Source organism: Leptotrichia hongkongensis, assembly GCF_041538065.1.
GTDB classification, from domain to species: domain Bacteria; phylum Fusobacteriota; class Fusobacteriia; order Fusobacteriales; family Leptotrichiaceae; genus Leptotrichia; species Leptotrichia hongkongensis.
The window spans coordinates 56591-74045 of the sequence record NZ_JBGORW010000003.1 but is presented as its reverse complement, the minus strand read 5'-3'; the positions used below and the strand labels follow the sequence as shown (position 1 = coordinate 74045).

General features: G+C 29.8%; 19 protein-coding genes and 1 pseudogene. 8 read left to right on the top strand and 12 right to left on the bottom strand.

Annotated elements, in window-relative coordinates:
• Nucleotides 1–665: 665 nt before the first annotated feature.
• Nucleotides 666–899, bottom strand: coding sequence for a helix-turn-helix domain-containing protein (locus ACEG17_RS03105; protein ID WP_372582511.1), 234 nt, complete (start codon nucleotides 897–899; stop codon nucleotides 666–668).
• Between the two features lie 227 nt (nucleotides 900–1126).
• Here ACEG17_RS03105 and ACEG17_RS03100 point away from each other — a divergent pair, with 227 nt between their 5' ends.
• The 6 genes and pseudogenes from ACEG17_RS03100 to ACEG17_RS03075 all read left to right on the top strand — a co-directional run bounded on the left by ACEG17_RS03100 (nucleotide 1127) and on the right by ACEG17_RS03075 (nucleotide 6229).
• On the top strand, nucleotides 1127–1510 hold the full coding sequence (locus ACEG17_RS03100; protein ID WP_299267737.1) for a hypothetical protein: 384 nt from the start codon (nucleotides 1127–1129) through the stop codon (nucleotides 1508–1510).
• Nucleotides 1511–1667: 157 nt separating this feature from the next.
• Nucleotides 1668–2618, top strand: coding sequence for a UbiA family prenyltransferase (locus tag ACEG17_RS03095; RefSeq protein ID WP_372582510.1), 951 nt, complete (start codon nucleotides 1668–1670; stop codon nucleotides 2616–2618).
• Nucleotides 2619–3437: 819 nt separating this feature from the next.
• Nucleotides 3438–4352, top strand: coding sequence for an N-acetylmuramic acid 6-phosphate etherase (gene murQ, locus ACEG17_RS03090; RefSeq protein ID WP_372582509.1), 915 nt, complete (start codon nucleotides 3438–3440; stop codon nucleotides 4350–4352).
• Between the two features lie 21 nt (nucleotides 4353–4373).
• Nucleotides 4374–4760 (top strand): annotated as a pseudogene (locus ACEG17_RS03085) (family 4 glycosyl hydrolase); the annotation flags it as partial.
• 137 nt (nucleotides 4761–4897) lie between these two features.
• A complete protein-coding gene (locus tag ACEG17_RS03080) occupies nucleotides 4898–5107 on the top strand; it encodes a hypothetical protein (protein ID WP_299575614.1) in 210 nt (69 codons plus the stop codon).
• A 30-nt stretch (nucleotides 5108–5137) separates the two neighbouring features.
• Nucleotides 5138–6229, top strand: coding sequence for a DUF871 domain-containing protein (locus ACEG17_RS03075; RefSeq protein WP_372582507.1), 1092 nt, complete (start codon nucleotides 5138–5140; stop codon nucleotides 6227–6229).
• Between the two features lie 87 nt (nucleotides 6230–6316).
• On the opposite strand, the gene ACEG17_RS03070 is transcribed toward ACEG17_RS03075, so the two are convergent.
• Nucleotides 6317–6442, bottom strand: coding sequence for a hypothetical protein (locus ACEG17_RS03070; protein WP_372582506.1), 126 nt, complete (start codon nucleotides 6440–6442; stop codon nucleotides 6317–6319).
• A 188-nt stretch (nucleotides 6443–6630) separates the two neighbouring features.
• Here ACEG17_RS03070 and ACEG17_RS03065 point away from each other — a divergent pair, with 188 nt between their 5' ends.
• A complete protein-coding gene (locus ACEG17_RS03065) occupies nucleotides 6631–8043 on the top strand; it encodes a PTS transporter subunit EIIC (RefSeq protein ID WP_372582505.1) in 1413 nt (470 codons plus the stop codon).
• A 195-nt stretch (nucleotides 8044–8238) separates the two neighbouring features.
• Here the strand turns inward: ACEG17_RS03065 and recR are convergent, their stop codons facing one another.
• The 10 genes from recR to ACEG17_RS03015 all read right to left on the bottom strand — a co-directional run bounded on the left by recR (nucleotide 8239) and on the right by ACEG17_RS03015 (nucleotide 15266).
• A complete protein-coding gene (recR, locus tag ACEG17_RS03060; RefSeq protein ID WP_372582504.1) occupies nucleotides 8239–8835 on the bottom strand; it encodes a recombination mediator RecR in 597 nt (198 codons plus the stop codon).
• 159 nt (nucleotides 8836–8994) lie between these two features.
• A complete protein-coding gene (gene pykF, locus ACEG17_RS03055) occupies nucleotides 8995–10422 on the bottom strand; it encodes a pyruvate kinase PykF (protein WP_372582503.1) in 1428 nt (475 codons plus the stop codon).
• Between the two features lie 120 nt (nucleotides 10423–10542).
• Nucleotides 10543–11505: a 6-phosphofructokinase gene (gene pfkA / locus ACEG17_RS03050; RefSeq protein WP_372582502.1), complete on the bottom strand. Its 963-nt coding sequence runs from the start codon at nucleotides 11503–11505 to the stop codon at nucleotides 10543–10545.
• A gap of 243 nt (nucleotides 11506–11748) precedes the next feature.
• Nucleotides 11749–12048 (bottom strand): hypothetical protein, encoded by a 300-nt coding sequence (locus ACEG17_RS03045; RefSeq protein WP_372582501.1) that lies wholly within the window; start codon nucleotides 12046–12048, stop codon nucleotides 11749–11751.
• Between the two features lie 73 nt (nucleotides 12049–12121).
• The gene (locus tag ACEG17_RS03040; protein ID WP_372582500.1) at nucleotides 12122–12418 is read right to left on the bottom strand and encodes a hypothetical protein; all 297 of its coding nucleotides are present in this window, start codon (nucleotides 12416–12418) and stop codon (nucleotides 12122–12124) included.
• A 26-nt stretch (nucleotides 12419–12444) separates the two neighbouring features.
• The gene (locus ACEG17_RS03035; protein WP_372582499.1) at nucleotides 12445–12870 is read right to left on the bottom strand and encodes a hypothetical protein; all 426 of its coding nucleotides are present in this window, start codon (nucleotides 12868–12870) and stop codon (nucleotides 12445–12447) included.
• Between the two features lie 48 nt (nucleotides 12871–12918).
• The gene (locus ACEG17_RS03030) at nucleotides 12919–13422 is read right to left on the bottom strand and encodes an NUDIX hydrolase (protein ID WP_372582498.1); all 504 of its coding nucleotides are present in this window, start codon (nucleotides 13420–13422) and stop codon (nucleotides 12919–12921) included.
• A gap of 53 nt (nucleotides 13423–13475) precedes the next feature.
• Nucleotides 13476–13991 (bottom strand): hypothetical protein, encoded by a 516-nt coding sequence (locus ACEG17_RS03025; protein WP_372582497.1) that lies wholly within the window; start codon nucleotides 13989–13991, stop codon nucleotides 13476–13478.
• A complete protein-coding gene (locus tag ACEG17_RS03020) occupies nucleotides 13972–14460 on the bottom strand; it encodes a membrane lipoprotein lipid attachment site-containing protein (RefSeq protein ID WP_372582496.1) in 489 nt (162 codons plus the stop codon). The genes ACEG17_RS03025 and ACEG17_RS03020 overlap by 20 nt, the downstream gene beginning before the upstream one ends.
• Before the next feature lie 29 nt (nucleotides 14461–14489).
• Complete coding sequence (locus ACEG17_RS03015) at nucleotides 14490–15266, bottom strand: histidinol-phosphatase (RefSeq protein ID WP_372582495.1); 777 nt, start codon at nucleotides 15264–15266, stop codon at nucleotides 14490–14492.
• A 154-nt stretch (nucleotides 15267–15420) separates the two neighbouring features.
• Here ACEG17_RS03015 and ACEG17_RS03010 point away from each other — a divergent pair, with 154 nt between their 5' ends.
• Nucleotides 15421–17040: an ABC-F family ATP-binding cassette domain-containing protein gene (locus ACEG17_RS03010; protein WP_372582494.1), complete on the top strand. Its 1620-nt coding sequence runs from the start codon at nucleotides 15421–15423 to the stop codon at nucleotides 17038–17040.
• Nucleotides 17041–17455 lie beyond the last annotated feature (415 nt).

The following is a 17455-nucleotide window of genomic DNA, read 5'->3' as shown; positions in this document are numbered from 1 at the left end:
ACCTCTCTTTTAATTTATTAAATAAAAATTTTAATAATCTTAAATTATGTATCCTTTCTATCTAAAAAAGTTATTTGAATAAAAAAGAATTAATTTCTACTAACATTTTTCTATTTATAAAATTCACTTTACAACCTAGCAATAAAATTTTATAAAAAGTTATTAAATAAACATATTATTTTTTCTACTTTTAAATCAATAAACATTAATTATTACTAGAATTAATAATTTTGATTTTTATAAATCTCTATAGCTATTATTTAAAATCAATTTACTATTAAAAAAAATATACTATAAGTAACAAGACATTTTACCACAAATTAAATAAATAAACTAGAGTTTTTGATAAAAAAATTAATTATATCAAAACGGTGAACATTTTACCATTTTTTTCTAATTTCGTGTAAAAATTTTTCAAATAGCGTTGCATAGTTTAAACATTTTCTTTACTTCTTCCGATTTATCGCCAATTGACTTTCCAATATTGAATTTTCCTTTCGTATTCTTGGTTTTCCCTCTCCTTACTTTTCTTCTAAAGACATTCAGGGAAACGTACAGAAAATTATTGTACAGCCAGTTATAGATAGTTTTAAGCGACAATCCCTCCTTTAATTCGCTACTGACAATTTGTTCAGATGACTAGGTCTTCCAGAGCCTGTCCTCTATCAGATTTTCAATTCAGCAGTAATTGTTAAATTTCTTCCTTTATTAGTGGCTTTTGCATTGGCATCTGCCTGATTATTCTCAGAAGAGTATTCGCCATTAATTCTTTTGATTTCACGATAAATGGTAGCCCTGTGCCTGTTAAAGATTTTGAAAATTTTAGAAATTTTGTAATTTTTTTTTAGCAGAACCTCTAGTTTATTTCTTTCATTTATGGTAAAATATTTGTGGCTCATGATATATTTCCTTTCGTTAATGTTTTTGTTGTTACTAACATTTTAACACGAAATTATCATGAGTTTTTATATTTTTTAGTTTGTCGCAATATATTTTACAATCTATAAATTTAGAATATTTAAAATAATCGAAACTGAAATTCCTATGGACAAAAGATATAACAGTACGACAGACTATAAAAAACTTGAAGAGATTATTGAAAATTTAAATTCAGAAAGGAAATTTTATGAAAACAGAAGCAAAAGAATTAATTCAGGAAGGATTAAAATTATTTTCATTATATGACAGAAGAGCTTTGAAAAGATTTTATCTTTCAGCAGAAAAGAGTGAGGCAGACTTATCATACCTTGATGAAAAGTATCAGACTCATATACGTTCTAAAGCAAGAGGACTGTTTTTTGATTTTTTAGGGGGAATTATAGAAGGCATTGCAAGTTCAGGAAGTCCGTTTAGTCATTCTCTGGATAGAGCGATGACTATTGAAAAGCGTGAACAGTATAATGAAAAAAAATTAATATTAAGGTATAAAATTAAAGATTTTATTGAAAGTACACCAGTAGACAGTAATACAGGATATTTACTTTCCATGATTGACTTCTACTGTCAGTAAAATCTATTTATATATAATATTGTAAGAGGAGAAATAAATGAGTCAAAGTAATAGAAATTCAAAAAAATCAATAATCTAAAATATAAAAAAATTCAAAATATACTTAAATGAGCGATTTCCATTAGGAAAAAACTCTTTTTTCGTATTGATTTTTACTTTGTCAGGATATATTTACACAGGATTACTGTATAATTCAAAAATTATAAAGCCAATTTTGTCAAAAGAAATCAATAGAGTACCACTACTCTGGGATAAAGAAATTGATAAAGTGCCAATGATCTGGTATAAATTACTTCCCTTATTTATCATAATATTCATGTTTTTCTTTCAGCTGAGAATTACAGATGAATTTAAAGATTATGAAGAAGATTTAAAATATCGGTCTTATCGTCCTGTTCAAAGAGGTATAATTTCATTAAAAGTATTGGGAAAAATTGGAATTGCTACTGTTATAATTCAGATAATATTTGCACATGTAATAAATCCTAAAATTATTTATTATATGATATTAGTATGGATTTATATGTTTTTGATGTCAAAAGAATTTTTTATAAAAAAATGGCTTACAAAAAGAATTTTAATTTATGCTCTCTCCCACGTTGTGATAATGATATTTATTACCCTTGTTATTGTAAAAGGAATAGAATATATTTTACAAGATCATTTTTTAGAAACTTTGTACTTATTGCTAGAAAAATACGAAAAAAATATTTTTGTAGGACTAATTCCTCTTTTTGCATTAAATTATTTAAATGGAATTGTTCTGGAAATTGGAAGGAAAACGAGAAGAGCTGATGAAAAGGAACATGGAGTGCAAACATATAGCAAACTTTTGGGAAGAAAAAAGGCTGTGGTTATTTTAAGTCTACTTTTTATTATTGAATATCTTCTTGTCATTCTTGGGCTTGCCCATACTTATGAAAAATATTTTTTATTCAGCAGATTAATATTGCTTGTAATATTGATAGTTTCGATATATTTTATGGTAAAATTTTTGAAAAAGGATTTATCAGGAAAAATTGTGGAGACTGTGTCGGGACTTTGGATTATTTTTTCAAGTATGTGCATGGGGTTTCTTCCATATTTTGTATTTAGTTTAATAAAATAAAAAGTATAAATTTTATATTGGCTGTATCTGTTGTTTTTAACAAATAAATTTAATCATCTATAAATAAGCAAGAGTGTAAAAAATAATTATGCTCTTGTTTTTTTACTTCAATTTTTTGTAACGTAAGGACATCAAACGCTATGCCCTTACAATCCCGCTTTAGGCAAAACTTTCTTATAAAGAAAAAATAAAACTCGCTTCGTAAAAACTACGCTCACTTTCACAAATAAGAGTTATTTTAACATAAATAAGTTCTATCATTATAAAAATTATGGCGAAAGAAATACATTCGTATTTAGTTATTTTTCCTTTAACGAAATTTTGCTTATTTAGTATTTTTAAAATGTAAAAGCCTAAAACTTAAATATGATAATCTTTATAATTTAGTATAGAATGTCGTGATTTTTTTGGAATGAAAACGATTGTTTGAGCGTTAGCGAGTTTCGTTTTTATTTCAAAAAAATGCTTAGACGAGCCAGGGTTGCAAGGGAAATGGCGACTGATTTCCCTTGCCTTATAAAAAGAAAAAATATAAGATTATGAAAAAATATTTATTAATAAGAAGTTTTTAAAAATCTAAATAAAAATCTTTTATATGAATACTTAAAGATTTGATTTTTTTATAAAGCTATCAAATTAATTGTTATAAAATTTTATTCCTATTTTTTTAAATAGAGTTTAAGTTTATCAGCACTTTTCTTCTCTTTTAAACAAATTTTTCAGATAAATTTAAAAATAGACTTCCATTTAGGAGAAATCGAGATATAATTATGGTATACAGAACTAGTTTTAGACTTAACTTAAAGGGTGTGATAAATAATGATTGAACTTGAAAAATTGTCTACTGAAGAAAATAATCCTAATAGCAAGGATATCGAATTACAGGATAGCCTTGAAGTTGTGAGAAGGATAAATGAGGAAGACAAGAAAGTGGCGTTTTGCGTAGAAAAAGAATTAGAGAGCATTTCACGGCTTATAGATGTCATATTGTCAAAATATAAAAAAGAAACAAGAATTATATATATTGGTGCAGGAACATCGGGAAGACTTGGAATTCTTGATGCTTCGGAATGCCCTCCCACTTATGGGGTTCCCTTTGAGAAAGTTCAAGGAATAATTGCTGGTGGAAATGAAGCGATATTCAAGGCTAAGGAAAATGCTGAAGATAATCCAGAACTGGGAAAACAGGACTTGGTGAATATTAACCTTACAAAAAATGATGTGGTTATAGGACTTGCGGCTTCTGGCAGAACACCTTATGTTTTAGGGGCAATTGAATATGCAAATAGCATTGGTGCAGTTACGGGAAGTATAACTTGCTCCAAAAATTCGGATTTATCCAAAATCAGTCAATATCCAATAGAAGTTACCGTTGGTGCTGAAATTGTTACTGGCTCTACCAGAATGAAGGCTGGAACAGCCCAGAAGATGATACTTAATATGATTTCTACAACAATTATGATAAAACTTGGAAAAGTATTCTCAGGCTACATGGTGGATGTCAAAACTTCCAATCAGAAACTGGTTGAGCGAGCAAAAAGAATAATAATGAAAACTACTGGGGTTGATTATGAAATTGCAAGTTCTGTTTTGGAAAAAGCCGGAAATGATGTAAAAACAGCTATTGCTATGATACTTTTGGATATTGATAGAGATATGGCAACGGAAAAATTAAAACAATACGACAATAATGTAGCAAAATTGATACATGAATATTCTGAAAAAAATATTTAGCAATTTAGAAAGGATAGTAAAATGGAAAAAAGAGATGGAATTAAAATTGTAACGATTGGTGGAGGCTCCAGCTATACTCCTGAACTGATAGAAGGATTTATTAAAAGGATAAAGGAATTGCCAGTTAATGAAATATGGCTAGTTGATATTGAGGAAGGGAAAGAAAAATTAGAAATAGTTGGAAATTTGGCTAAAAGAATGGTTGAAAAGGCTGGTATTGACTGCAAGGTTTATTTGACACTGGATAGAAGAGAAGCTATAAAAGATGCGGATTTTGTGACTACTCAGTTTCGTGTGGGACTGCTTGATGCGAGAATTAAGGATGAAAGAATACCATTTGAAAACGGACTTCTAGGACAGGAAACAAATGGGGCTGGGGGAATGTTCAAGGCATTTCGTACAATTCCTGAAAAGCAGCAATCCTTCCTTCAATATTCAACATAAACGAGCCAATTATTTTTGGAGCTCCAATAGTATTAAATCCTACATTATTACCGCCTTTTATAATTGTTCCAATAGTTAATGCCTCTATCACTTATTTCGCAATGGTAGCAGGACTGGTAAACCGTGTAACTTCAACACCACCTTGGACTCTACCTGGGCCAATAGGAGCATTTTTAGCAACAAATGGAGATTTTAGAGCAGTTATTTTAAATATACTTCTTATTTTAATTTCTGTTGCAATTTACTATCCTTTCTTTAATGCCTATGAGAAAAAATTATTGGCAGAAGAACATGCTGAAGCACAAGAATAAAAATAGATAGAAGAAGGGAAATAACACAAAATGAGAAAATTAGGAATTTCTATTTATCCTGGAAAGACAACTGAAGAAGAACTGCTAAGTTATATTGATAAATCTTTTGAAGCTGGCTTTAGCCGAATATTTAGTTGTCTGCTTTCTTCTACAGAGGATAAAGAAATAATTTTAAAAAAATTTAAAAAAGTAAATTATTATGCCAAAGAAAAAGGGTTTGAGATTATTCTGGATGTAAATCCAAAAGTTTTGAATGATTTGGGAATAAGTTATGATAATTTAGCATTTTTTAAGGAAATGGGAGCTGACGGAATTAGGCTTGATATTGGATTTACTGGATTGCAGGAAAGCATTATGACATTTAATAAAGAAAATTTAAAAATTGAAATAAATATGAGCAACGATACTCATTATATCGATACAATTATGGATTATCGCCCGAATAAAAATAATCTGATAGGATGCCATAACTTTTATCCTCATATTCACACAGGATTAGGCTTGGAATTTTTCAAAAAATGTACAGAAAATTTTACAAAATATGGATTACGAACAGCCGCATTTATAACTTCACAATCTAAAAACAGTTTTGGTCCTAAGCCAGTAACGCAAGGATTACCAACTTTGGAAATGCATCGTAATTTACCGTTGATAGTTCAGTTCAAGCATTTTATGGCACTAGAAACAATTGACGATATAATTATTTCAAACTGCTATCCAACTGATGAAGAATTAGAAGAATTTAAAAAAGTGCGTAAAGATATGGTAAGTTTCTCAATTGAACTTAAAAAAAATGTTCCTAAAATAGAACAAAAAATAATTTTTGATGAATTTCACTTTAATAGAGGTGATATTTCTGAAAATCTAATCCGTTCTACAAATAGCCGTGTAAAATATAAAGAACATAATTTTAAAATTTTTAATGCCCCTGAAATAATAAAAAAGGGAGATATAATTATTGAAAGCAGCGAATTTGGACATTACGCAGGGGAACTTTTAATTGCAAAAACAGAAATGAAAAATACCGGAAAATCAAATGTTGTTGGAAAGATAGCAGATGAAGAAATATTTTTAATTGATTACATCAAACCTTGGCAAAAATTTTCTTTTGTAAAAAAATAAAAATATCTCTATCTAATAGATTTATCTTTCACTATTTAATACTAAACCTAGTTTAAAATAAGAATAAATTTTTATAACGGAGCATTACTATAATTTTTCTTTTTTATTTTCGTAGGATTGCTCATTGCCGCAAATCCTACAACCTATGGCTAGTCTACGACATTTTTCTGCATTGACAAAAAACTCGCTATGCTCAAACAGTTTTGTCATCACAGAAAAATGCTCCGACGGATTAATTTATACTAGATTCTGTTTAAAAAACGAAAATTATGTCTTAAAATTATTTGAAAATATTAGGTTTATATCCTTTATTAGAAAAATTTGTAATAAATTCGTTGTTTAAATGGAATTTAGTATAATTAAAAATTTTGAAACTTCAACTTACAAAGGAGATGAGCATTATGGATGCAAAAAAAACAGCACAGGAAATTTATGATATTTTAGGCGGTAAGGAAAACATTGCTTCAAACGCAGTCTGCATGACAAGACTTAGAGTTAAAGTTAAAAATGAAGTAGATTTAGAAAAGTTAAAAAAAGTTGATGGCGTACTGAACGTAGTAAATGCTGAAACTTTACAGATAATACTAGGGCCTGGAAAAGTAAATGCAGTAGGAGATAAATTTTCAAAACTTAGTGGTATTGCTCTAGGATTTTCAGATAGTAACATAAAGGATATAGCAAGTGAAAATAAGAAAACAAATAAACAAAAACATAATGGTCCTGTCCAACGATTTCTTCAAAAAATTGCAAATATATTTGTACCTCTATTACCTGGAATAATCGCATCAGGGTTAATAATGGGACTTACAAATGTAATAAATGTTGCAACAAAAAATGCTTATAATACAGTATGGTGGTTTGCTGCGATAAGAAGTATCGGATTTGTTATGTTTGGATATCTTGCGATTTATGTAGGGATGAATGCAGCAAAAGAATTTGGTGGGACTGCAGTGCTTGGTGGAATTATGGGATCAATATTTATCACAAATCCAGCCTTGCCTTTACTTCTTAAAGTTGAAGACAAGAGTGCAATTATACTTCCTTTTACAGGTAAGCCTTTTGCACCTGGAATGGGAGGACTGCTTGCATCTTTATTTATGGGAATAATAGTCGCATATTTGGAAAAAAATATAAGAAAGATAGTTCCTGTAATGCTTGATACCTTTTTTACTCCTCTTTTAACTTTAATAATAGGTGTATTTATAGCCCTAATAATAATTCAGCCTTTAGGAACTGTTGTAACTGGCTTCATATTCACCATTCTTGATTTCTCATATAAGAAGTTAGGAATATTGGGAGGATATATACTGGCGGCTGGATTCCTTCCTTTAGTTTCAGTTGGACTACATCAAGCTTTAACTCCTATACACACTTTACTTAATGATCCGACAGGACCTACAAAAGGAATTAACTATCTGCTTCCTATACTTATAATGGCAGGTGGAGGACAAGTTGGCGCAGGAATTGCAATTTATATAAAAACTAAGAATCAACGGCTTAAAAATATGGTAAGAGATTCTATTCCGGTTGGAATACTTGGAATTGGTGAACCATTAATGTATGCTGTAACTTTACCATTAGGAAAACCTTTTATTACAGCGTGCTTAGGTTCTGGAATCGGTGGAGTTCTTGCAGTTCTATTTCATTTAGGAACAATTTCTCAAGGTGTTTCAGGTTTATTTGGACTACTTATTGTTGTTCCTGGAACTTGGATTTACTTTATAATTGCAATGCTTGGAGCGTATGCAGGAGGATTTATACTGACTTATTTATTTGGAATTGATGATGAAAAGATTGAAGAGATGTATGGATAAAATAAAAAAGAATTTATGAATAAAAAATTGTGTAAACTCGTATTTAGATATATTTGAATTTACACAATTTATTTTTTTATATGTCTGGATTTCTTCAATAGAAATTTTACTACAAAACTATTAGAAACTACAAAGACTATAACAATTCTAGCACTTAAAAGTAGAAAAAATAAGTAGGCTACATTGTTTAAAATTTTAGTCTACATCATCCACATTAACCCTACCCTCAAGCGATCTTCCTAGTGTTGCCATATCCGTGTATTCAATATTTCCGCCCATTGGAATACCGCTTGCAATTTTAGAAATCTTAATATTCTTTTCTTTCAGGAATTTTGTCAAATATAGGCTTGTAGTTTCACCTTCCAAGTCGGGATTTAAAGCCAATATAACTTCTTTTACATCTTCATTTAGTCTATTCATTAACTTTCTCAAATTCAAATCTTCAATTGTAACTCCATTTAATGGATCTATCTTTCCACCAAGTACATGATAAAGTCCGTTATATGTTTCAGATTTTTCAAAAGCAATTACATCTCGGACTCCTTCAACTACGCAGATTACTTCCTTATCCCTTTTCTCGTTAGTACAAATCTCGCAAATATCATTTTCAGACAAATTTCCACAAATTTCGCAATGTTTGATATTCATATGCGAATCCTTTATTATTTCCAGCATTCTATCAATATCATCTTCACTTTTATCTAAAACATCAAACGCAATTCTTGCCGCACTTTTTCTCCCAATTCCTGGCAATTTTGCAAAAACATCTATTAAATCATTTAATTTTTTCATATTATTTACTTCACCCCTTTCCTTAAATATTACATTTTTTATTTAAATTATAAAATTAGACAATATAAAAATTTTAAAAAATAACTATACTATTTTAAAAAGGGAAAGGCACAAAAACCATTTCCCTCATAAAAATTATTTATAATAATTGTTTTTTAATTATTCTCCAACTCTTTCTACTCTAAATGTATTAGTTGTTCCTTCTTTAGAGATTCCTGTTACCATTACTACTAAATCACCTTTGTTAGCTTCTTCATGATTAGCAGCAATTTCTCTTGCTCTTGCAAAGAAATCATCTGTTTTATCCAATCCTTTTTCTACGTAAGCTCTAACTCCCCTTACTAATGCTAACTGTCTAGCAGTTTGGTCATTGTCTGTCAAAGCAATAATTGGTACAACTGGTCCATATTTTCTAATCATTCTTGCTGCTCTACCAGTTTTTGTCCAACATACGATTAATTTAGCATCTAATGCTTGCGAAGTGCTTACTGCACCACTTGAAATTGCTTCTGTAACAGAAATTTCTGATCCATCTGGAGTTTCAACTGTTTTAAATTTCTTAAATTCATCTGTTCTTTTTGAAATAGTAGCCATCATTTTAACAGCTTCTACTGGATATTTACCTTTTGCAGATTCTCCTGATAACATAACTGCATCTGTACCGTCTAAGATAGCGTTAGCAACGTCTCCTGCTTCTGCTCTTGTAGGACGTGGGTTTCTAATCATTGAGTCTAACATTTGTGTTGCAGTAATAACTGGTTTTCCAACTTTATTACATTTTCTAATCATCATTTTTTGCATAAATGGAACTTCTTCAGCAGGCACTTCTACTCCTAAATCTCCTCTGGCAACCATGATTGCATCACTTAATTCCAAGATTTCATCGAAGTTATCAACACCTTCTTGGCTTTCAATTTTTGAAATAATTTGAATATTTTTTCCACCGTTGTCATCCAATACTTTTCTTACTTCAGCAACGTCAGATGCTTTTCTTATGAATGATGCTGCTACAAAGTCAACACCTTGTTCACAACCAAATTTCAAATCAGCAATATCTTTTTCAGCTAATGCTGGTAATCCAACTGAAACATCCGGCAAGTTTACACCTTTAGTTTCTCCTAGTTCTCCAGTATTTGTAACAACACAGTGAACTTCTCCAGCTGCTTTATCAACGCTTTCAACTTTTAATCCAACTAAACCGTCATCTAATAATACTGTTGTTCCTTCATACAAGTCATCAACAATTCCAGGATAAGAAACTGCAAATTTTTCAGCATTTCCAACGAAAGAGTAATCAGTAGTAATAGTTACTTTTTTACCAGTTTCTAATAATACGTCTTTTCCACCTTCTAATTTTCCAGTTCTGATTTCAGGTCCTTTAGTATCTAATAAAATTCCTATTTCCTTACCTGTTTTTTTCATTACTTCTCTAATATTTTTAATTCTAGCTCCATGTTCTTCGAAATCACCATGAGAAAAGTTCAATCTCATTACGTTCATTCCGCTTTCTACTAATTTTGTCAACATTTCAACACTTTCAGTTTTTGGACCGATAGTACAAACAACTTTAGTCATTTTAATTTTCATTTTTCCTCCTAAAATTTGATATTTAAAATTTCATTGCCTTATTTTATCAATGAATTCTTACTTCCGTAAGAAATATTCATTTATTTTTTAAACTGTTAAATCTAATAAAGAGTTTAACAATTATAATGATAACATATTTGCGATTGCATAATCAGAAGCAGATGTTTTAGAATAATTTTCCCAAGCGTAAGATAATTTATGAGTTGTTACTTCTTCACTTTGAATTCCAACCATTAATCCACCTTTTCCTTCTTCGATAAGCTCAACCGCTTTTACTCCTAATCTTGTTGCTAATATTCTGTCAAATGCTGTTGGTGCTCCACCTCTTTGGATATGCCCTAAAATTGTAACTCTTATATTTGTATCAATTTTTTTAGCTAATTCATCCTTAATGTCCATAATATTTCCGACACCTTCTGCAACTACGATTATATCGTACAATTTACCTTCCGCACGTCTTTTTTTGATTACTTCAGCTATTTTATCAATAGAACTTTGAGCTTCAGGAATCATTACTCCACTTGCTCCTCCTGCTATTGCAGAATAAAGAGCCAAATCTCCACAGTTTCTTCCCATTACTTCAACCAAGTATGTTCTTTCGTGTGAAGTTGCTGTATCTTTTAATTTAGAAATAGCATCTAAAATTATATTTAATGCTGTGTCATAACCAACTGTATAGTCAGTTCCAGCTACGTCATTATCAATTGTTCCAGGTATTCCAATTGTTTTAATACCATGTTCCTCATACAAATAGTGTGCCCCATGGAATGATCCGTCTCCACCGATTACAACTAATCCATCAATTCCATATTTTTTTAAATTAGCCGCCGCTTTTGCTCTAACTTCAGGATCTTTGAATTCTGGCAATCTTGCTGATAGTAAAATTGTTCCTCCTTTATCAGCAATTCCACTTACATCTAACAATGTCAATGGAAAAATCTGATCTTCAAGCATACCTTTGTATCCTCTTCTTATACCATAAACTTCCATTCCTTTGTTTATAGCAGCTTTAGTGACAGCTCTTATCACTGTATTCATCCCCTGTGAATCTCCTCCACTTGTTAAGATTGCGATTTTCTTCATCTTAATTTTTCTCCTTCTACACATTATAATTACAAAAATTTCTTTTAAATTCTATGTTTTAATATTATCATTTTTGAAATCTATTGTCAATTAATTTTTCAAATTATTTTATTATAAGCCCCTTTTTTTAATTAAATTTGTTTAGTAGTCTAAATTTTATTTAAAATTAATTGATTTGACTATTAGCTATTTTTAGGTTTTTATAAAAATAAAAAAATCATAAATAAAAATTTTTAACTAACATTATAAATTTATGTATGGAATCTCTTCCATATTTTCATTATATGGAAGACCTTTCTGTTTTATTCTGTCTATATTTTTATTCTTTCTTTCAATATCATTGTTTGTTATTTCCAAATTATATTCAGTGAACATTTTTTCTGAAAGTGGCGGAATAAAATCTGAAACTTCCCATTTTTCAGGGTTTTGAATCATCTTCCTATTGCCAAAATGATAATGATTCAAGCTCTTCTGTATAATAAATTTATGAAATTTTCTTAGAAAATTTGTGGTTTTATCCAATAATTTCTCTTCATCTTTCATTTCTTCCTTATTAATCGCCTCTACAGTTACAAATAGCTTATTATATTTAGAAAGCTGCTCTTCACTTATATTTCTAAAACTTTCTGAATTCAGTTTTTCTAAAAAGATTTCTATTCCTATTTTTTCTTTTTAAGAGAAAATTTCTATCTGGATTTACGACTATTGTTATCTTTCTTCCGTCACTTAGCTCAAAATAAAATTTCCTCGTTTTTTCAGTCAATTTATTCCCATCTTCTGTTGAAACTGTACTAATTTCATCTGCATAAGTTTCCAAAAAGCTTTTTACAAGCTCTATAGAGGATTTTTTATTTAAAAAACAGACACCTGACTGCACTTTTTTCTTTTTCTTAAAAAAATTCCATAAACCCATTCTTCTTTTCCCCTTCATACGTTGTTTTAACGTTTAAAATTATCAAGCTCTTTTTCAATAATTGAAATAACTGTCATATCTGCAGGTATCATACTTAAAATTTTCTGATACAGCTCTTCCCTTTTCTCTCGGCATACTTGCAAAAATAATAAACATTCATTCTTTTTCCTCAATCTCAAGCTATATCCGTCATTCAAAAAGATATTAAAATTTATCGTTTTAAAAGTTCCCTGATGAATAAAAATTCGTGTTAAAACGCACATCTTAACCTCATCAATATTGAAATATATCTGTTCTTTTTTTATTCTTTTTATAAAAGTAAATATAAATTCCCCATCCAATTCTTCCAAATTTTCTGCATTAAATCTAATCTTTTTCATAATTACTAAAAAAACTACATAAATTAGATAAAAAATTAGTATTATTACAGGCAACGGTAAATAAATCTTCATAATCTCCTCCCTTCTTTTTTAGTACAAAAGTTAATTTATAGATTAAAATTATTTAGCTTCTTTTGAAAAGTAAGTTACTGCAAGTATTGTTTTCATATCTCTTGACATCTTTGTAATATCTTTCACATCGACCCATACTACTTCTACTTCTTCCCCATGGTCGAGTGACTGCTCTACAGGCTTAATGTCATCAGATTTTAGTCTTGCACTGAAAAAATACAATCTTTCGGTCGTGTATCCTGGCGAAACATACAGTCCTTGTGGCAACTCTTCAATATCTGTCACATCTTTTTCCAAATACCCAGTTTCCTCTTTCAACTCTCTAAATGCAGCAACTCTAGGCTTTTCATCTCCATCAATTAGCCCAGCACAAACTTCAATTTCATAATTTTTTGACCCTGGTCTGAACTGCTTCACTAAAATTACTTTTTCTTTTGTTTCGTTAAACAGCACAAAACAAACTGCATCAGATTTATCTAAATACTCCAATGTAATCCCTGTCGTAGGATGTATCATTTTTGCCCCTTTTAAAAATCTAAAAGTATTATCCATTTTTATTTATTGTTATGATAATAAATATCACACACTCCTTTCTTTAAAATTTTTTAACATTCAGTAAAATTATTTTCTCTAGCTATTTTTCTGGCTAAATTTATATTACTATTCCAATGAACAATTAAATTATTATATGTAGAGCCTTCTAAAACATAATAATTATTATTATATTTTTTATACCATTCTTTTTTAAATGATTTTTTGGCTGTACAAATATTCTCTCTTGTAACACGATAGAGATATATATTTAATTCATAATCACCGTAAACTAGTTTTCCTCTTTCGTTTATTTTTGTATTTTTGGGAACTATTAATTCCATACCATTCCACATTATTTTTTGAGTATCTTCATCAAAGAGTTCGTTTCCTATTCTCTCTTGCTTTTTTTCATATCTAGTTGCATCTCCATATGCTCGTGCATCTTGAACAGCTTCATCAATGACTTCACACGAACTTATTCCTAATAAAATACAAATAAGTAAAATTATTTTTTTCATGTTAATTTTCTCGTATAATAATATTATACATCCTCCTTCCCTAAATTTTTTAACATTCGATAAAATCATTTAGTGCAGCTATGTCTTTAGCTAAATCTAAATTAAAATTTGGATGACCTTTGTAATACTTAAACTCATAAAACTCTAAAATACGATAACTTCCATCATATTTCTTATACCATTGTTTACTGTCATTCACATTATTTCTACAAAGCTCTTCTCTATTAGCAGTTTGAGTAAATCCCACTCTTAATTGATAACCTTTATAAACTAATTTACCTTCCTTATCTATCGTTGTATTTTTAGGAATTATTAGCTTCATACCATTCCATACTGTTTCATATTCCTCGTTATTTCTACTATCCTTTGTTTTTGGAAATTTATATGTTAGTTTATGATGTTCTAATGCTAACTGTTCTTGTTTATATTCAGTTTTATATCCTCTGGCATTTCGATTTGATATATCAGCAAATCCACGAATAACAGAACATGAACTCACTCCTATTAAAATACAAATAAATAAAATTATTTTCTTCAATTTAATTCCTCCTGTTAAATTTTACAATTCTAAAAAATACTCTCAATCACATTCAACCCAATTTCTTTTGCAAACTCTCTTGCAATTTCCATCTCTTTATCTTCCATTCTGTTAAAATCGTGTGTATCCGAACCAATTATCGTTCTAACATTATACTGCTTCACAATTTCCCAAAATTCCTTGTATGGATACATATATCTGTCCCAGTCTGGATGTCTTTCAAATGTTTTTCTTATTCCGTTTGCATTTACTTCAAGCGGTACATCCATTTTTTCTGCCGCTTTTGAAATCATGTGTGCTGCTTTTTCACAGTTTTCATCCCAAGTCCGATAATTTATTACATATAAGTCTGGGTGTGCAATGTAGTCAAATTTAGCACTTTCTATAGCCTCAACCATATATTTCGCATAAGCCAGCACATCTTCCCCTGTCTGTATCTTCCAAGCATTATAATTTGTGCTATCTCCGTCTTTTCTAAAGGCATGCAGCCCTAAAACAAGATAATCCAATTTCTCCCTGTATTTATCATATTTTTCAATAAATTCTGGAAAATATTCAATCTCCAGTGATTTATAAATCTTGATTTTATCTCCATATTTTTCCTGTGCTTCTTCTATTTCCTTCAAATATCCGTCAAAATCTTCTTCTTTCATTCTATTGTTTTTATAATATTCAGGCATTGGAGCGTGATCTGATATTCCAAGTTCAGTATAACCTTCCTTAATTGCCACTTTTACATAATCTTCCACATTTCCAACGGCATGTTCACATCGGTAATTGTGAGTATGAAAATTTGTCTTATTCATAATTTTCCCCATTCTATCATTTTAAAATTTTTCTTTCGTATATTTTACCAATTATTTTGAAAAAAATAAAGGTTTTAAATAAATTTATTTTGTTTTTAGTGAAAATTTTTGATATAATGTAAGTAAAATATAAATATTTAAGGAGGAAATTTTTTTGATTTCAACAAGTAATTTATCTGTCCAGTTTGGTGGACGAAAACTTTTTGATGAAGTAAACATTAAATTTACAGAAGGAAACTGTTACGGTATCATTGGACCGAATGGAGCTGGAAAATCAACTTTTTTGAAAGTGTTAACTGGGGAGCTTGATTCTACTTCTGGAGAAGTTATTATAGAAAAAAATAAAAGGTTATCATTTTTAAAACAGGATCACTTTGCTTACGAAGATGAAGAAGTGCTAAATGTAGTAATGATGGGGCATGCAAAATTATACGATATTATGATGCAAAAAAATGCCCTATACGCAAAAACTGAATTTACAGAAGAAGACGGAAACTTGGCGGCTGAACTTGAAGGAGAATTTGCAGAGCTAGACGGTTGGGAAGCTGAAACAAATGCTGAAAAATTTCTTATTGGTTTAGGAATTCCTTCTGAACTTCATCATAAACTGATGAAAGAGTTAACAGAACCTGAAAAAGTAAAGGTTCTGCTTGCACAGGCTATTTTTGGAAATCCTGACATATTATTATTAGATGAGCCTACAAATGGACTTGACTTGCATGCAGTAAAATGGCTAGAAGATTTTCTGATGGACTTAGAAAATACAACTGTACTTGTAGTTTCACATGATAGACACTTTTTAAACAAGGTTTGTACTCATATTGCTGATATTGATTACGGAAAAATTAAAATGTTTGTTGGAAACTATGATTTCTGGTACGAATCAAATCAATTAATGCAAGAATTAATCAGAAACCAAAATAAGAAGATGGAGCAAAAGAAAAAGGAATTGCAAGACTTTATTGCACGTTTCTCTGCCAACGCCTCAAAATCAAAACAGGCTACAAGCCGTAAGAAACAGCTTGAAAAATTACAATTTGAAGATATGCAGGTTTCTAACAGAAAATATCCATACATTGAGTTCAAGCCTGAAAGAGAAGCTGGGAACAATATGTTAAAAGTTGAGAACTTAACCAAAACTATCGATGGCGAAAAAGTTCTTAACAATATTTCCTTTACGATAAATACTGGGGATAAAGTTGTTATTTTATCAAAAAATGACATTGCAAAGACTACTCTTTTCCAAATTCTAGCTGGTGAATTAGAACCAGATTCAGGAACTGTGGAATGGGGAGTTACAACTTCTCAAAGTTATTTCCCAAAAGACAACTCTGAATTTTTTGAAGGTGTAGATTTGTCATTGATTGACTGGCTAAGACAATTTTCACCTGACCAGCACGAAGAATATGTACGTGGATTCTTAGGAAGAATGTTATTCTCAGGAGAAGAGGCGAAAAAAAAGGCCAAAGTACTTTCTGGAGGGGAAAAAGTTCGTTGCATGCTTTCAAAAATGATGCTATCAAATGCAAACGTACTATTATTAGATAACCCAACAGATCACTTAGATCTTGAATCAATTACATCGTTAAATAAATCGCTGGAAAGATTTAACGGAACAATTTTATTCACAACACACGACCACGAATTTATTCAAACAATTGCAAATAAAATAATTGAAATTACACCAAAAGGTATTTTAGAAAAAGAAATGGAATACGATGATTATTTAAATGATGAAACTGTTGAAGCAAGGCTGAATGAGATGTATAGTTAGTGCTATTTCCCGTTTAAAGAACAGAAATAAAAAATTATGAATTTAAAATTATTTTTTTTTACAAGATTATGCTATTATACAGCTAAATACCCTTTAATTAAATTCATCATTAAGTATCCATCTTAAAGACTTTTTTTATTTCAATTTATTAAATATTATGATTAATAATGTTTTTTCTATTCAATTTTTTTGTAACGTAAGGGCATCAGACACCATGCCCTTTTTCGCAATAATAATTATTTTAACATGTATAACTGGCTACTACTTAAAGATAATGGCAAAATGTTCTACGAACTACCCCGCTTTACGCAAAACTTTCTTATAAAAAAAAAATAAAACTCGCTTCGTAAAAAAACTACGCTCACTTTCGCAAACAAAAGTTATTTTAACATAAATAAGTTCTATCATTATAAAA

What these genes read in the sequence shown, in the direction of transcription:
- ACEG17_RS03105 (WP_372582511.1), bottom strand. Translation starts at nt 899, where the DNA reads ATGAGCCACAAATATTTTACCATAAATGAAAGAAATAAACTAGAGGTT.
- ACEG17_RS03100 (WP_299267737.1), top strand. Translation starts at nt 1,127, where the DNA reads ATGAAAACAGAAGCAAAAGAATTAATTCAGGAAGGATTAAAATTATTT.
- murQ (WP_372582509.1), top strand. Translation starts at nt 3,438, where the DNA reads ATGATTGAACTTGAAAAATTGTCTACTGAAGAAAATAATCCTAATAGC.
- ACEG17_RS03080 (WP_299575614.1), top strand. Translation starts at nt 4,898, where the DNA reads ATGGTAGCAGGACTGGTAAACCGTGTAACTTCAACACCACCTTGGACT.
- ACEG17_RS03075 (WP_372582507.1), top strand. Translation starts at nt 5,138, where the DNA reads ATGAGAAAATTAGGAATTTCTATTTATCCTGGAAAGACAACTGAAGAA.
- ACEG17_RS03065 (WP_372582505.1), top strand. Translation starts at nt 6,631, where the DNA reads ATGGATGCAAAAAAAACAGCACAGGAAATTTATGATATTTTAGGCGGT.
- recR (WP_372582504.1), bottom strand. Translation starts at nt 8,835, where the DNA reads ATGAAAAAATTAAATGATTTAATAGATGTTTTTGCAAAATTGCCAGGA.
- pykF (WP_372582503.1), bottom strand. Translation starts at nt 10,422, where the DNA reads ATGAAAATTAAAATGACTAAAGTTGTTTGTACTATCGGTCCAAAAACT.
- pfkA (WP_372582502.1), bottom strand. Translation starts at nt 11,505, where the DNA reads ATGAAGAAAATCGCAATCTTAACAAGTGGAGGAGATTCACAGGGGATG.
- ACEG17_RS03045 (WP_372582501.1), bottom strand. Translation starts at nt 12,048, where the DNA reads ATGAAAGATGAAGAGAAATTATTGGATAAAACCACAAATTTTCTAAGA.
- ACEG17_RS03040 (WP_372582500.1), bottom strand. Translation starts at nt 12,418, where the DNA reads ATGGGTTTATGGAATTTTTTTAAGAAAAAGAAAAAAGTGCAGTCAGGT.
- ACEG17_RS03035 (WP_372582499.1), bottom strand. Translation starts at nt 12,870, where the DNA reads ATGAAGATTTATTTACCGTTGCCTGTAATAATACTAATTTTTTATCTA.
- ACEG17_RS03030 (WP_372582498.1), bottom strand. Translation starts at nt 13,422, where the DNA reads ATGGATAATACTTTTAGATTTTTAAAAGGGGCAAAAATGATACATCCT.
- ACEG17_RS03025 (WP_372582497.1), bottom strand. Translation starts at nt 13,991, where the DNA reads ATGATTTTATCGAATGTTAAAAAATTTAGGGAAGGAGGATGTATAATA.
- ACEG17_RS03015 (WP_372582495.1), bottom strand. Translation starts at nt 15,266, where the DNA reads ATGAATAAGACAAATTTTCATACTCACAATTACCGATGTGAACATGCC.